The organism is Bacteroides sp. AF20-13LB (genome assembly GCF_003603065.1).
Classification (GTDB): domain Bacteria; phylum Bacteroidota; class Bacteroidia; order Bacteroidales; family Bacteroidaceae; genus Bacteroides; species Bacteroides uniformis.
In genome coordinates this window covers 1-15,627 of the sequence record NZ_QTMH01000026.1, presented here as the reverse complement: position 1 = coordinate 15,627, position 15,627 = coordinate 1, and the positions used below count along the sequence as shown (strand labels likewise).

The window sequence follows — 15,627 nt, the reverse complement described above, 5'->3', positions numbered from 1 at the left end:
TATGCCCATCTGCAAGCTTCGGGGTTTATCAACGACCATCTGACGGATTGCATTTGCCGGAAAGGGTAAGATAAGGCATCCCCTCTTCATCAAACCGGACCGGAATCCAAAGATATTCCGAATACATCAGGCTCTTGGGCCGCCAAATATCGGCCATGAAAAGGTAGCGGTTACCGGGAAGCTGCAATACGTAAGTGCTTTGACCGCCGAAAGTCTTATCACTTCCCTCACCCCGACAAGGGTTGGGATGCTGTGTCCACGGTCCCCAGATGGAAGGAGCCGAGAACAGACGCGCCGCATTGGGTGCCCAACCGGTACATCCGGAGGTTATCATCCAGTAAGTGCCGTCTTTCTTGAAGATGGCCGGTGCCTCATTGTGTCCCCCCGGAAAGAGACGGACATATTTTCCGGAATGTCCTTGATAGTCATCTGTCAGTTCGGCTATTTGCAAGGTCAGATTCTCTTCCGAAGAGTAGATATGATAAGCTATCCCATCATCGTCAACATACAATGTCATGTCACGGGACATCTGTCCGCCCTCCAAGTCACGCTTCACGAACAACCCCTTATTTACAGCCTCTCTCCACTCGGGTGTCCACCATTCTTCAAACTGTTCCATATTCCACTGCATGTCCCGTTCTTCCTCCGTCATATTCAGCGGAAATATTCCAGGGCAGACACGACTCGAAGAAACAAAACAATAAGGTCCCGTCGGAGAATCACTGACAGCCACTCCCGCACGGGCAGCCTCATAGCCTTTACCCTTCAGCTCCAAATGAAACCACATGACAAATTTCTTCGTCCTTTTGTTGTAAATCACCTTGGGACGTTCCATAATACAGCCTTTCTCTATTTCATTGCCCGCTTCTTCCGATACAGACAAGGCCACCCCCTCGTATCTCCAGTTACATAAATCGGTAGAAGAGTAGCAAGTTACTCCCACTTCCGTAGAGAATCCCTTTGCCGGACGGTGTTCACCGAACCAATAATATTTACTGTCAAATAACAGTATACCACCACCGTGTGCATTAATATACTCCCCGTTTACATCGTTCCACACTCCGGCCGGAACCATTTCGTCCTTTCCCTTTAAGGTGGAATCATTTTGTGCCTGCAGACCGGTGATTGACGCTACGATAACCAACCATGCCCCTAAAAACTTGAAATTAAAATTAGTCATACTCTGTCTTGTTTCTATTTATAAAGAAGGGAGCAGGACGCCTTCTCACCAGAAAGTGTATCCTACCCCCTAAATCAAATACCTATTGAAAAATGCCTTTATTTCTCAGCCGGCTGGTCAGCTACCACCGGCCAATAAGGATTCTGGTAAAGAATGGAAGTCGATACATCCGCTCCCGAAGTGGCTGTCAACTGGAACTGCTTGATCATGATAGGATTCAAATAGTGTGCCATCTTCCAAGTACAGCCGTTATAGGCAGACTGGTTGCTGCTTCTCTCGAACGGACGGAGATACTCACTCTTGTCTTTCGATGAGACATTAGCTTTGTCTGTCCCGTCAGCAACCAAAATGGATTTTCCATTATCATCCAAATACCAGTCCTCCATCGGAGTATTCCACAAATGCATACCTTCCAGATGGCTGGGAGCAGTCATCAGTTGGTCCATAGAACGCCAACGGCACAAGTCCATGTAGCGAAGACCTTCAGCCAGGAACTCGCAACGACGTTCACGACGGATATTATACAGAGTCTTGTCAGAGATGACACTTCCACCCGTATAGGCTCCCCAATCATTTTCAGCCTCCTTGCTCATGTCCGTTGCAGCGATAGTCTTGTCAAAATCAGTACTGATGCCGGCACGTTGACGAAGTACAGTCCAATATTCACGAGCCGTAGCATCCAGCGTTCCATTGAGCAGATAACTTGCTTCCATATAATTCAGCAGAGCCTCAGCTGCACGGAAACATACAGCTGCCGTATAACCACCGCCATTGGCATAATACTTACGGTTGAATGAACCACCCTTGCGCAATGCATAGCCGGTAGCATAGCCACGCTCACCGTCACCACTCGTAATGGCCGGATAGGGCTCTTCCATCACAACCTCCGTACCTTCATTATTATCAACTTCAAAAAGGATGTTCTTCTGTCCCGGTTCTTTCAGGAAGATACTGAGACGCGGGTCACGGTTTACACGTACATCAGCAACCGTCTTGTCGCCCATATAATAGCCGTCACCATCCGCATAAGAACCGTGAGCATAAACCGGAGTACCATCCTTCATCAGGAAATTCTGTACGAATCCACGGGTCAGACCGATACGGTAATTACCACGTCCGGCAGCGGCATTGATGTTATGAGTAGAGAGTCCGCGGGCATACTGGCGCCACAACAGTACTTCCTTCACATCCGAAAGGTCTTCTTGTGCAAACATATCAAAGTAAGGATTTGACGGGTCATCAGCTGATTGTTGCAACACACCGGTATTCTCCGTCAAATTCCCTTTGTATTTATCTGCTACAAGTTTGGAAGCTTCTACGGCCTGTTCCAAGAAGTACTTCACTTCATTATCAAGGTTTCCGCTCGGATACTGGTAATTGTTGTGAAGAGATGCCCCCGGCCAGCCTTCTCCACCAGGTACGAATGCCGTACCCTTGAAATTCTGCAACCAAGTAGCCTCGAACAGTGCCACACGTGACTTAACCAGCATCGCAGCATCCTTATTGATACGGGTCGTCGCCATATCGACATCACTCATATAGGCATAAGCCTTGTCAAGATCGGAAATGATGAAACGTGCCACTTCATTACGCGGAAAACGTTTGCTGGCTTCACGGAGAGCTTCCATCTCATCGGCAAGCGGTTGGTCGATAATCGGGAAGTCACCGAACAACTGAAGCTTCTTAAAGTACTCGTAAGCACGCAGGAAGTACATTTCTCCGATATAGTGCTTGATGGTGGCTACACTCCCGGAAATTGTATTTTGTGAACCGCTCATGTCCTCACCGAATTTGGGAAGTGCTTCAGACAAAAAGAAATTAATACGATAGATGCGTTCGAACTTCCAATTGTCACTTTCGCTATGAGGTACTTTCCAGCGATCCTGGGTATAGCGGTCATTGGCATTCACCTCTATCTGGTTATCGGTTCCTTTGTCTTCACCGAAGATGCCATAAGTCCACTGGCCGAATGACGGAAGGACATTGGGATATTCATCATTCAGATTGGCTTCCAACTGGGCCGCAGTGGAGTAATAGGTTTCGGGAGAAATGCTTGACATCGGCTCTCTGTCCAGAAAATCATCGCAGGAAGTCGTTCCGGCAATCACTGCCATTGCCATGAACGCTTTTACAATATATCTATAATTCGATTTCATAATATTCTTCATTATTTATGGGATTAAAGTGATACGCTAAGTCCAAAAGACCAAGTTCTTGAAAGCGGGTATGCATTACCGGCACTCTTGATAGGTGCAGAAGCATTGCTGTCCGTGTTACCACCGCTGATGGTTTCGGGATCGAACAACTTGCTCAGTTTGGTTCCCGTCCACAGATTCTCGCCCGATACGAAGATGCGGCAGTTGGTGATACCGATTTTGCGAATCATGGAAGCAGGCAATGTGTAGCCAAGCTGGAAGTTCTTCAAACGGATATAAGACGCATCCTGCAGATAGCGGGTTTGGGTTTCCTGGTTCTGGGTACTGTCAAATCTCGGACGCGCATAGTATGAATTGACATTGGCGGCAATCTCATGACCGGCCAGCCCGACGGGTTCATCACGGAAGTAATCTTCGTGTTCCTTCAAACCGGTTGACCACCACATACCCCATTGGCCAACGCCCCAGAAGATATTGGAACCCTGCCAGTAGTCACGCTTCATCACTCCCTGGAAGAAGAGGCGAACATCAAATCCCTTGTAATTGGCATTCAAGTCAAGACCGAAATGATAACGGGGAGTATTGTTGCCTATCACCTTCAAGTCACCGTGGTCCTCCAAAGTCTGTGCACCTTTGGTGATGCCCGGTTTGCCATCCTGGTCGGCATACATGATGTCACCGGCAGTCCAAACGCCGGAACCGATGGCACTTTGTCCGCCCACTTTATTCAGATGCGCCTGCATCTCATCATCTGTCTTGGCAATTCCCACGGTTTCAAAGCCCCAGATTTCACCAATCTCGCGGCCTGCGATATAAGTATTGATTGAGTTTGTCGGGTTACCCGGGTATCTGTCTATATAAGTACGTGCATCAGAAACATTGAACTTAATGCCATAGCCCATACCGAAGTTGGTGCGGTCCTGCCATCCGATGGTAAGTTCCCAACCCTTCGTCTTCAAGTCACAGTTATTGGTCTTGGGAGTCGCAATACCCAATGTAGCGGGCAACTCTACAGACGGACCTACCATATTGTCCGTATAACGGATATAAGCATCGAATGACCCGGTCAGACGGTTGTTGAACAGCCCCCAGTCAAGACCGATATTCCAGGTACGCACTTTCTCCCAAGTCAAGGCTGTACTGATAAGGTCGCCTACATAAGCAGTGTTTGGTTTCAGTCCATTCTGCAGCCAGCTTCCGTTTGCCTGCTTCAATGTCATGGCACGATAAGTAGGATACCAGCCGTTTGTATTCATATTCCCCAGTTCACCATAAGAGAAACGGAACTTCAACTGATTGCAAACATCCGCAAAATCTTCCCAGAAGTTTTCCTGGGCAATGTTCCAACCCAAAGAGAAGGAGGGAGACAACTGCCAACGATTGCCACGGCGGAAGCGGGAGGTACCATCATAGCGCAGATTGGCCTCTGCCAGATAACGACCTTTATAATCATAGTTCAAGCGGCCAAAGAAACCCGCTGTGGCCCACTCATTACGATAGCCACCCACCTCGGGCACCTTATCCTTACCGGCGCCGTCAATATTCGAAATCAAGTCCAGTTCCGGAAGGTCTTCCACCTGCAAGCCATATCCTTTGGCACTAAAAAACTTCTGGCGCATTTCTTCGGACTGAAAACCACCCATTACCTTAAAATTATGATCATCATTGATAGCAAGAGAATAAGTGGAGTAAATATTCCAGTTCATGTAGCTCTCTTTCTTGTAGTCTTGATAGAGACTTGAGGTTCCTTGCGTATCCACAATATTTCCACTCACATCGTGGTTATAGTAAGGAAGTCCGGTTTCACGTGTATCTATAGAATTGGTACTATAGTTGAACTCAACATTGGTAATCCAATTCTTCACGGGTTCGAATACCAAGCTTGCCTGATGATAAACCTTATCTGTCTGCACATCGCGCTCACCACCCAATGCAAGTGACATCGCCGGCGTATCGGCATTACCATTAAAATAATAGCCGTTTTCATCATAAACCGGAAGATTAGGCCAAGTCTGACGGCCAATTCTCTCATACAAACCGCCACCAAAATTGGTAGGACGGCCAAGGTCTTGACGGACATAACGCAAGCTGTAATTGAACTTCAACCATTTGGTCAGCTCGGCACCAAATTTGGCAGTAGCATTATAGCGCTTCAAGTCATCGGAACCATGACGGAGCAAACCATTCTGATCCAGATAGCCCAATGAAGCATAATAATTGAACTTGTCACCACCACCGCTTACACTGAAATTATGTTCTTGCGAGAAGGAAGAACCCTTGTAGATTTCGGAAAACCAGTCAGTATTGGCATACGCCGTAGTAAACGGGTCGCCTGCCGGTTTACCCCATACATTGCCATCAGTAGGCAAACCGCCACGATTAGTACCTCCCGCAGCCTGGAAGTCAAGCATCTGCTGCATCACTGTATCAGAGAACTGGGCATTGTCCTGACCGTTGCGTGCAGCCTCATTGAAGTAGTTGGCAAAGGTATAGGAGTCCATCATCTCCGGCAGATTCACCGGACTGTTGAAGCGGAAGCTGTTGTTGTAGTTGATAGTCGGCTTGCCCGATTTGCCTTTCTTGGTAATCACCAAGATAACACCGAACGGTGCACGCGACCCATAAATAGAGGAAGCGGCAGCATCCTTCAATACAGAAATATTCTCGATGTCCTGCGGATTCACCGTATTGATGTCACCTTCCATACCGTCAATCAAAATCAGCGGACTTCCGCTTGAGCCGTCACCGATGGTACCGTTGCCACGGATATTGATGGACATATTCTTGTCCAGTTCACCGGTATTGGTCGTAATCTGCAAGCCCGGTACCAAGCCCTGCAATGCCTGCGTGGCATTCGCTACCGGACGTGCTTCAATTTCCTTCGCCGTAGCCAGCCCCACAGAACCTGTCAGGTTCACCTTCTTCTGCGTGCCGAAACCTACCACTACCACCTCGTCCAGCATTTCGCTGTCTTCTTTCAGAGTCACAGTAAAGGATGTTTTTCCAGCCACCGGCAGCTCTACCGTCTTATAACCGATAAAGCTGATTGTCAAAGTGGCATCCGAAGGGACTTTCAAAGAGAAATTACCGTCAATGTCGGTAATTGTTCCATTCGTCGCATTCCCTTTCTCCACTACACTGGCGCCAATCACCGGTCCCATCGCATCATTAACCACACCTTTTACATTGATTGTCGAACTCTGTGCGTTCAAGAACTGAACATTCAACAGAAGGGCCATACAAATGGCCAAAGTGACATACACTTTCAGCCCGAGTCCTTCAAAGAATCTCTGTCTTTTCATTGTATAAACTTTAAGATTAAACATTAATTGTTTCACTTTCACTCTTCATTTTAACCGTGAAAACAATGGCAAATGTAGGCGAATGCTGATAGGAAGACCTCCAATAATGCTTCTACGAGGTAGAATTTTAGTTATTCGACCTAATTGAAGCATAATTTGACTTGATCTATGACTGTATGAAGCGTTCCTGATATTCCGTCGGCAACATGCCGAATTCCTTTTTGAAACAAGAACTGAAATATTTCGGGTCATTAAAACCGACGGCATACGCCAGATCGGAAACACGCACAGAACTCCCCTTCTCCTCCATAATGCGGCAGGCCGCTTTCAGACGGATGTTACGGATAAAGGCAGAAGTATTCAGTCCCGTCAGGGATTTCAGTTTCTTGTAAAGGGTGGACTTGCTGGTGCCCATCTCCTCCACAAACTGGGGCTGGTCGAAGTCTGAATCTTCCAGATGGCGGTTTACGCAGTCAATGGCACGCTGCATGAAGTCCTCATCAATGCTGGTATAGTCCAGTTCCTTGATTTCGAACACCAGTTGGTTCTTAAAGTCATGCGCCTTGCGTTCTTTGTATTTCAGCAGATTGCGGATGCGTGCATGCAGCACGGCCAGGTTGAACGGTTTACTGATAAAGGCATCCGCCCCCACTTCATAAGCTTCGGCACGGTCTTCCTCCTTGTTCTTGGCTGTCAGAAGAATCACGGGAATATGACTGAGTTCCAACTTGTTCTTCACATACCTGCAAAACTCGATGCCGTCCATTACGGGCATCATCACGTCCGAAACAATCAGGTCAATATCCTCATTGTCAAGCACAGTCACAGCCTCCTGACCGTTTTCGGCCGTATGGACATTGTATTCACGTTTCAGCAGCCGGACCATTAACTGCAAAAGCTCCTCATTGTCCTCCACCACCAGTATGGTATGCGCTTTGGGCTTTTCAGCAACCACATTCTCCGCATTCTCCTCTTCAAGATAGGTAACGGTTTTCTGTACCGGAAGTACAGCTTCCTCATCAATCTGTTCTTCCTTAAAGTAAGAGCGGTCTACGGGCAAGGTCACGATGAATTCCGTTCCCCGGCCTTCCTCGCTCTCCACTTCAATGCTTCCTCCATGCAGCTCCACCAAGTCCTTTACCAAAGAAAGGCCGATGCCCGTACCAATGGTGTTGAACTTCCGGTAATCCCCCTCGTAGAACCGCTTGAAGAGGCTCTTCTGCTTGTCCTTTGAAATGCCACTGCCATTATCCTTTACATGCAACCGGACGAAGTCCCTGTCTTCGGCATACATCAGCGTGACTTGTATATAGCCACCCTCCTTATTATATTTGGCGGCATTGGAAAGCAGGTTGTAGAGAATCTTGTCCAGCTTGTCCGTATCAAAATAACCGATAATCGACTCCGGATTACAGAGTACGGAGAAATGTATCTTGCGCTTTTTGACAAGCGGCAGGAAAGATTCGGCTTCATTTTTCACAAACGCCGCCACATCTCCTGGAGAGACACGCAACTTCAGATTGCCGGTTTCTGCTTTACGAAATTCAAGAATCTGCTGCAACAGACGGATGAGCCTGCTGATATTGCTACCCATTACCGTATAAAGGTCGTCATGCCCGGGAAACCGCATCTTCAACTCATCGACGGTAGCCGAGATAATGGTCAGCGGAGTCAGCAGTTCATGCGTGATATTTGTAAAGAACTGCAATTTGGCATGATTCAGTTCTTCCAGTTTGGACTTCTCCATCTCCCGAAGATGCAGCTCATTACGCAGCTGCATCCTGTTCTTTGCTGTCCGGAGAATGAAGCAGACAATAGCTGCCCCTATCAGTGCATAAATGATATAAGCCCACCATGTAGCCCAGAACGGTGGCAATACCACCACCTCAAGTTCACGGATTTCCTGACTCCAAATGCCATTTTCATTGGTGGCTTTCAGACGGAACCGATAAGTACCGCTCTTCAAATTATTATAATAGGCAAAACGGCGGTTGGCATCCGTATATTGCCAATCCTTGTCAAAACCTACAAGCTGATAAGCATACCGATTTAAACCGGGATTCTTATAAGTAAGGGATGCGAATTCAATACTGAAATTATTATATCCGTAAGGCAGATCTAACTTCCGCGTAAACGAAGGCATGACAGAAGAAATCCGTTCTCTGACCTCCGGTTCCAATACCGCAAAAGAACGGTTGAAGATTTTTATATCCGTAATCAGATAAGGCACAGCTTCATTGTCTTTCTCCAGAGATGCAGGAAGGAAACTGTTATAACCCTTATTTCCTCCAAAGAATAACTCGCCCTCCCTACTGCAAGAAGACTGTGATATGAAAAAGTTATCCTGCAGACCGTCTGCTGTCGTATAGACACGGACCGTAGCCAAATTCTCGTCCATCGGTACAAAAAGCTGTACCAGCCCCATATTAGTCCCCATCCATAGACACCCTTGCCTGTCTTCCTCTATAGACCCTATCATGTCGGCAGACAGCTGATATTCCTGATTCTTTTCCGTAAATACATTTTCCTTATAATCATATAGATACAACCCTCCTCCCTCAGTTCCGGCCCATAGCCTTCCCGATTTATCCACATGCAAACACAACACCGAGTTCGTTGCCAGCTGGCCGTTGTTATAACTATAGTTACTATATTTCAGCGTTTCGGGATGCTGCACATCCCCCATAATATGTATAATTCCATAGTTGGCTGTCGCAATCCAGAAGCTGCCATCCGCATCCTCCACAATATCCTTCACATGATACCAATCCGCCAACCCGCCTCCGGCAAAAGAAAGTGTTCCGAACCTATAATGCCCTCCATCGGCCAAACTGATTCCCATACCGCCGCGACAGCCTACCCAACAATTCCCCTTACTGTCCTCACACAAGGCCGAAACGCAATCCGAATAGAGATAAGGCGTGTCGGATTCAGTCAGCACCTTCACTTTCTCTCCTTTCTCATAAATCAAGATACCACCGTCATAGGTAGCGAACCATACTTCTCCATTCTTACGCTGAATAATGTAATTGACCGTGGGTACACCGGGAATATCCGAGAATTCCGGGATATGGGAAAAGAACGACAACACACCGGTTTCATAATCCTTGCGTGCCAGCCCATAACTTCCGGTACCCAGCCAAAGGTCTTTATCTGCATCGGCAAACAAAGCGCGGACGGCAGTAGTAGGCACGTCATCCTCTGCCAGATTCAAAGAATAGAAAGCAAACGGAGATTGTTTCGTGTCTATCATCAGGACACCGCCGCCAATGGAACCCAGCCAGATATTATTGAAGCGGTCGCGCAACAGTGAATTTATTTCATCACAAGGTATATGATATGCCGAATGCAACGACTTGTAATTAATGAATGTACCGGGATTCTCCTGCTTCATAATGCTCAGCCCCACCCGGGTCCCTATCCACAAGGTATGGGTGTGTACATCCTCCACAATATCATAAACAATATTGTCCGACAAGCTGGCATCATCCCCTATCCTATGCGAATAATGCGTATAAGACACGTTTGCCATATCCTTTGGGTGATTCAAGAGAAATAATCCGCAATCCCAGCCACCGACCCACATTTTCCGGTTTGAATCCTGATAGATAACATGTGCCGAGTTCCGTTCATTGATTTTGGGATATGCATAGAATTTATCCTCCTTCCGGGAATAACGAAAAAGACCACTGGACCAGGTACCGACCCACAAATCCCCATCCGAGTCCTCGAACAACGATTTGATGGAAGCTGCGGGAAATATACCATCGGTGGACTTGCCGTCATACATCACGAAGGAGTCCTTCTCTGCCACATACCGGCATAAGCCAGAATCCGTACCAATCCATACCTCATTTTCCCGGGTGACCAACAGGCATGAGACCGCATTGTTTGGAATGGCAGGCGCAGTATATTGACGGATTTCTCCGGTTTTCTTATTGAGTGTGTTCAACCCCTCTTGTGTACCAATCCACAAGAAGCCGTCATTGTCATCGGCAAAACAATAAATGTTGTTACTGGTCAACAAACCGGGAGTATTCAAGCTCGATTTATAGACAGTAATCTGGTAACCGTCGTATTTACAGAAACCATACCGGGTAGCAAACCACAAAAAACCTTCCTTATCCTGATATATTTTCTGGACCTCATCCGTCGGTAATCCGTCTAATGTAGAAATCTGCTTGAACTTCAAACGGGAAATAACATTCCCATCAGCCGCATGCCCCAAGGCAGGATACATTGTCCAAAAGCTGAACAGGAGAAGACACGTATGCAAACAAAAAAAACTTACTCTATTTTTCATATACCAGATATTAGGAATTATGACAAATATAGCAAGTTCAGCTCACTTTAAAGAAGAATTATGCTCTTTTTTTGTCTGCAAATACTTCAAACAAGGCTTTATTCCTTACCTTTACAGCCGTGTTCTACACCCTAACCGTAGACAAGCAAACAACATATGGAAAATAAATTCGACTACCAGTCTGTGCCTTATGGCTTTGCACATTGCTTCAACAGCCAGTGCGTCCATAAGGAAGAATGCCTGCACCACTTGGCTGCTACCAATTGCACCTCGCAATGTCCTACTTTAAGCATCATCAATCCGAACTGTATCCCTGCCGATACCACCAACTGCCCTCATTTCCGGAAAGCCCTGAAGTGCCGGGTTGCATGGGGCATCCGGCACCTGCTGGACAATGTACCCCACAAATGTGCAGCCCCGATGAGGAACCAGCTTGTAGGACACTTTGGCAAGACCACCTATTATCGCTTTTACCGCCAGGAACAAGGCTTGTTTCCAAAGGCACAAGCATATATCCGTCAGGTTTTCAAACAATACGGAATTGCCGAAGAACCGAAATTCGAGAGATACAGCGAAGAATACAGCTACAACGATTGAAGCATCCGGACAGCTCAGCTCTTACAAAGTTTATTTTTGAAAAACATCTGTCATGCTATCACGCAGAGGGGGATATCCTTTTGATTATAAACCGATTAAAGCGTGAAAGATACCCGTGATAGATAAAAATCTTCACAACCATCCATCACGCCATAACAAAAGCAGTATCCGATACTTACTTCATTCACCACAGAATAGTGCTATATGCCTAGTTCTCAGTATGAAACTTTTAGTTTCTTAAGCAAATACTATTGGTTTCAACCTTCTAAAACAAAAGTTTCAACAAGAGAAACTAAGAGTTTCCCTTAGGAAAACCATTGGTTTCAACAAGTAAAACCTTTTGTTTCAATAGCCGGAAACTATTGTTCCGACAAGCAAAACCAGCGTGGAAGTCTGCACAAAGCATCCCAAATCACCTGCTTTTTCGACTCAAAACATCAGATTTTCCACAGAAAAACGCTGGAATCGACCTAAAAAAGCATGGAATCACTTGCAAAAAGAGCCTGATTGTCGTACCTTAGTACACTGTAAGCAAACCATTTTGCCTGCATGTGACAAAACAAAAAATAGAAATGAAAATCACCCAACTGAGAGAAAAAGACGGGAATCTGACACTGAGCACGACAGACTTAGACACCTTCCTACAGAAAATCAAAACGGAGACCAAAACCCAGCCCGTATCCACTTTCCGCCAGCAACTGCGATACTGCTTGCCCGGCAAGCGCTGCAACGAGGCAGACCGACTGCCCAAAGTACTCCCGGCAGCCGAATTCCGCAAGACGAACGGTGTTTGCCAGATGAAAACCTACAACGGCATCGTGGAACTGACCGTAGGCCCGCTTTCCGGCAAGTCCGAAATAGCCCTTGTGAAACGTCTTGCCTGGGAACAGCCCCAGACGCGGCTCGTATTCACCGGTTCCAGCGGACGGACTGTAAAGATTTGGACTACCTTCACCCGTCCGAACAACTCGCTGCCGGGCAAACGGGAAGAAGCCGAGGTGTTCCACGCCCATGCCTACCGCCTTGCCGTGAAATGCTACCAGCCCCAACTGCCTTTCGACATTCTGCTGAAAGAGCCCAAGCTGGAACAGTACTCCCGCCTCTCCTTCGACCCCGAAGCCATGTACCGCCCGGACTCCATACAGTTCTATCTTGCACAGCCCGTCTCCATGCCCGACGAAACCACCTATCGGGAAGCCCTGCAAGACGAGAAGTCACCCCTGACGCGCGCCGTGCCGGGATATGAAGCCGAAGAAGCCATCATCATGCTGTTTGAGGCCGCCTTGCAGAAGACTTTCGCCGAAGCGACGGGTGCCGGTGCCGACAACAGCCTGCACTCCCTGACCGTGCGCCTTGCCGAGAACTGTTTCCGTTCGGGCATCCCCGAAGAAGAGACCGTGAAGCGTACCTATTTCCATTATTATCTACGCCAAAAAGAGACTGTCATCCGGCAGATTATAAGAAGCGTTTACCAAGAGAACAAAGGCTTCAATACCCAAAGCAGCCTCAGCAAAGAGCAAAGACTTGCCATACAGACGGACGAGTTCATGAAACGCCGCTACGACTTCCGCTACAACACCCAAGTGGGTGAGGTGGAATACCGTGAACGCCACTCGTTCCGTTTCCGCTTCTCCCCCATCGACAAGCGCACGCTGAACAGCATTGCCCTCGACGCACAGAGCGAAGGCATTCCCCTGTGGGATAGGGACATCAGCCGATATATCTACTCCAACCGCATCCCGGTATTCAATCCGCTGGAAGATTATCTGTACGACCTTCCGCACTGGGACGGGAAAGACCGTATCCTGGCACTCGCCCGGACAGTACCCTGCAACAACCCGTACTGGGCCGAACTGTTCCACCGCTGGTTTCTCAACATGGTGGCACACTGGCGCGGCAATACCGACAAGAAATATGCCAACAGCGTCTCCCCCTTATTGGTAGGTGCACAAGGCACCCGCAAAAGCACCTTTTGCCGAAGCATCGTCCCGCCCGAGCTGCGTGCCTATTATACGGACAGCATCGACTTCTCGCGCAAGCGTGACGCTGAGCTTTACCTCAACCGTTTTGCGCTCATCAACATCGATGAATTCGACCAGATAAGCAGCACCCAGCAAGGATTCCTGAAACATATCCTCCAGAAGCCGGTGGTCAACGTGCGCAAGCCATACGCCAATGCCGTGCTCGAGATGCGCCGATACGCCTCGTTCATCGCCACCAGCAACCAGAAGGACTTGCTGACCGACCCCAGCGGCAGTCGCCGGTTCATCTGCATAGAAGTGACGGAAGCAATAGACACCAACCGCCCGATAGACTACAACCAGCTTTATGCCCAGGCCATGCACGAACTGGACCACGGCGAACGCTATTGGTTCGACCAGTCGGACGAACGGATTATGACGGAAAACAACCACGATTTCGAACAGATACCGCCCGAAGAGCAACTGTTCTACCACTATTTCCGCGTTGCCGGAAATGACGAGGAGGGAGAATGGCTGTCGTCTGCCGAAATACTGAACCGCCTGCGCCGGTACAGCGCCATCCCGCTGTCCACCAAGAGAGTGAATGTATTCGGAAGGATACTGCAGAAACATGAAGTGCCATCCCGCAGAACACGGTTCGGCACGCTGTATCATGTGGTGGAGTGCAAGAGACAAGAAGATTAGTCTTTAAAATATTCAGACACCGGCAATGCTTCTATCGTTTTATCTCCTACGGAAAATTTGTCATGTTGGTTATAAGTGAGTATCAGTCCATGCCCCATCTTGAAGAAAGACAAGGCATCCAGTAAGCCATCTACTTCCCTTTTCCGGTTTTCTGCGGTCAAGGCATAGCATACCTGGATGGCAAGCTGGGGCACAGAATTGCGTACAACTATAAAGTCGCATTCCTTCCGGTTCTCATTATAATAGAATATCTCAGAATAACGGCGACGCAATTCCGCAAAAACCATGTTCTCCAGCCTCCGACCCTCATCACGGGTGAAAGATGGAGAGGTGACAAATACAACACCATTGTCCACACAATACACTTTCTTCGGGTTCAACAGTTGCGCTTTATATGAATATGAAAATTTCGGAACAAAGTTTATCAAGTAAGTCTGTTCGAAATAAGAGAAATAATCAGACACAGTAGAAGTACTTTTCATTCCCAGTATCTGTTTCAGTTTTGTAGCAGACACCAGATTGCCCACATTCCCCATCAAATAGGCCAAGAGACTTTTCAAAGAGTGGTCATCACGTATATTATATCTCACGGCAATATCACGATATACTATATCATTGACTAAATCCGTCAGAACATCCTGATCATCCAGTTGCAAGTATTGAGGGAAGCCACCCTGATGCAGATAGTCGTACAAGGAACTGTCACCGATAGTCTTACCCGTAAAACCGCAATATTCAGCATACGAAAAAGGGAACAGTTCTTTCGTAATATGTCTTCCTGTCAACTTCGTGCCCAATTCACGACTCAACATCGAAGCATTGGAGCCGGTGATTCCCACATAAAACCCTTCATCCAACTTGCCCCGAATATACACCTCCCAACCATCAACAATCTGTATTTCGTCAAAAAGAAGAGCGATACACCCTTCATGTTCCTTAATAACTTCATCCACTATACGGAAATCACTGAATTCAAATCCATACAGTAAAGGGGTATCAAAATTCAAGGAGAGCACCTCTTCCGGCTTGTATCTATCCACCGATAATTGTGCCAGCAATGTACTCTTACCACAACGGCGAATACCAGATATAATCAGTGCATAGTCTGCTACCAAGGGAGGTAAAGACAACAATAGGTCACGTCGGAAACTTTGAAATTTCCTCAACCGTTCACGTTGCACACGTATGGCTTCTACTATATCCGATTTGCTTATCATAGGGCTATGTCATTTATATTCAGATACAAATATAAACATTCCATTCTGAATAAACAAATCTATCCATTTAGAATAGATAGATTTGTTTATTCGGAATGAAAGCACTACCTTAGCACCTCATTACAAAAATAACGCTTATGCAAGACATTATAAACGGACGTTGCGGCTGGTGCGGAACCGACGAGCTGTATGTGAAATACCACGAT

General features: G+C 47.3%; 6 protein-coding genes and 3 pseudogenes. 4 read left to right on the top strand and 5 right to left on the bottom strand.

Annotated features, from left to right (window positions below; all coding sequences use genetic code 11):
* Positions 1 to 69 (top strand): annotated as a pseudogene (locus DWX62_RS22410) (DNA-3-methyladenine glycosylase I); the annotation flags it as partial.
* A gap of 181 nt (positions 70 to 250) precedes the next feature.
* Here the strand turns inward: DWX62_RS22410 and DWX62_RS22515 are convergent.
* The 4 genes and pseudogenes from DWX62_RS22515 to DWX62_RS21140 form a co-directional block, all read right to left on the bottom strand.
* Positions 251 to 529: pseudogene (locus DWX62_RS22515) on the bottom strand (family 43 glycosylhydrolase); the annotation flags it as partial.
* Positions 530 to 1,278: 749 nt separating this feature from the next.
* Positions 1,279 to 3,336, bottom strand: a complete 2,058-nt coding sequence (locus tag DWX62_RS21150; protein ID WP_117589125.1) for a RagB/SusD family nutrient uptake outer membrane protein — start codon at positions 3,334 to 3,336, stop codon at positions 1,279 to 1,281.
* A gap of 23 nt (positions 3,337 to 3,359) precedes the next feature.
* Positions 3,360 to 6,638 carry a TonB-dependent receptor gene (locus DWX62_RS21145; protein WP_207806030.1) on the bottom strand — a complete coding sequence of 1,093 codons (3,279 nt, stop codon included), beginning with the start codon at positions 6,636 to 6,638 and terminating at the stop codon, positions 3,360 to 3,362.
* Positions 6,639 to 6,804: 166 nt separating this feature from the next.
* Positions 6,805 to 10,941: a hybrid sensor histidine kinase/response regulator transcription factor gene (locus tag DWX62_RS21140; RefSeq protein ID WP_057252965.1), complete on the bottom strand. Its 4,137-nt coding sequence runs from the start codon at positions 10,939 to 10,941 to the stop codon at positions 6,805 to 6,807.
* 156 nt (positions 10,942 to 11,097) lie between these two features.
* On the opposite strand from DWX62_RS21140, the gene DWX62_RS21135 reads away from it, so the two are divergent.
* Complete coding sequence (locus tag DWX62_RS21135) at positions 11,098 to 11,538, top strand: DUF6078 family protein (RefSeq protein WP_005830148.1); 441 nt, start codon at positions 11,098 to 11,100, stop codon at positions 11,536 to 11,538.
* A 572-nt stretch (positions 11,539 to 12,110) separates the two neighbouring features.
* On the top strand, positions 12,111 to 14,204 hold the full coding sequence (locus DWX62_RS21130; RefSeq protein WP_057255792.1) for a BT4734/BF3469 family protein: 2,094 nt from the start codon (positions 12,111 to 12,113) through the stop codon (positions 14,202 to 14,204).
* Here the strand turns inward: DWX62_RS21130 and DWX62_RS21125 are convergent.
* Entirely contained in the window at positions 14,201 to 15,421 is a 1,221-nt protein-coding gene (locus DWX62_RS21125) for an ATP-binding protein (RefSeq protein ID WP_005830138.1), read from the bottom strand. The genes DWX62_RS21130 and DWX62_RS21125 overlap by 4 nt on opposite strands.
* A 137-nt stretch (positions 15,422 to 15,558) precedes the next feature.
* Here DWX62_RS21125 and DWX62_RS21120 point away from each other — a divergent pair.
* A pseudogene (locus DWX62_RS21120) lies at positions 15,559 to 15,627 on the top strand (DNA-3-methyladenine glycosylase I); the annotation flags it as partial.

Excerpts from the sequence above, each read along its gene's own strand:
- DWX62_RS21150 (WP_117589125.1), bottom strand. The coding sequence starts at position 3,336 with ATGAAATCGAATTATAGATATATTGTAAAAGCGTTCATGGCAATGGCA.
- DWX62_RS21145 (WP_207806030.1), bottom strand. The coding sequence starts at position 6,638 with ATGAAAAGACAGAGATTCTTTGAAGGACTCGGGCTGAAAGTGTATGTC.
- DWX62_RS21140 (WP_057252965.1), bottom strand. The coding sequence starts at position 10,941 with ATGAAAAATAGAGTAAGTTTTTTTTGTTTGCATACGTGTCTTCTCCTG.
- DWX62_RS21135 (WP_005830148.1), top strand. The coding sequence starts at position 11,098 with ATGGAAAATAAATTCGACTACCAGTCTGTGCCTTATGGCTTTGCACAT.
- DWX62_RS21130 (WP_057255792.1), top strand. The coding sequence starts at position 12,111 with ATGAAAATCACCCAACTGAGAGAAAAAGACGGGAATCTGACACTGAGC.
- DWX62_RS21125 (WP_005830138.1), bottom strand. The coding sequence starts at position 15,421 with ATGATAAGCAAATCGGATATAGTAGAAGCCATACGTGTGCAACGTGAA.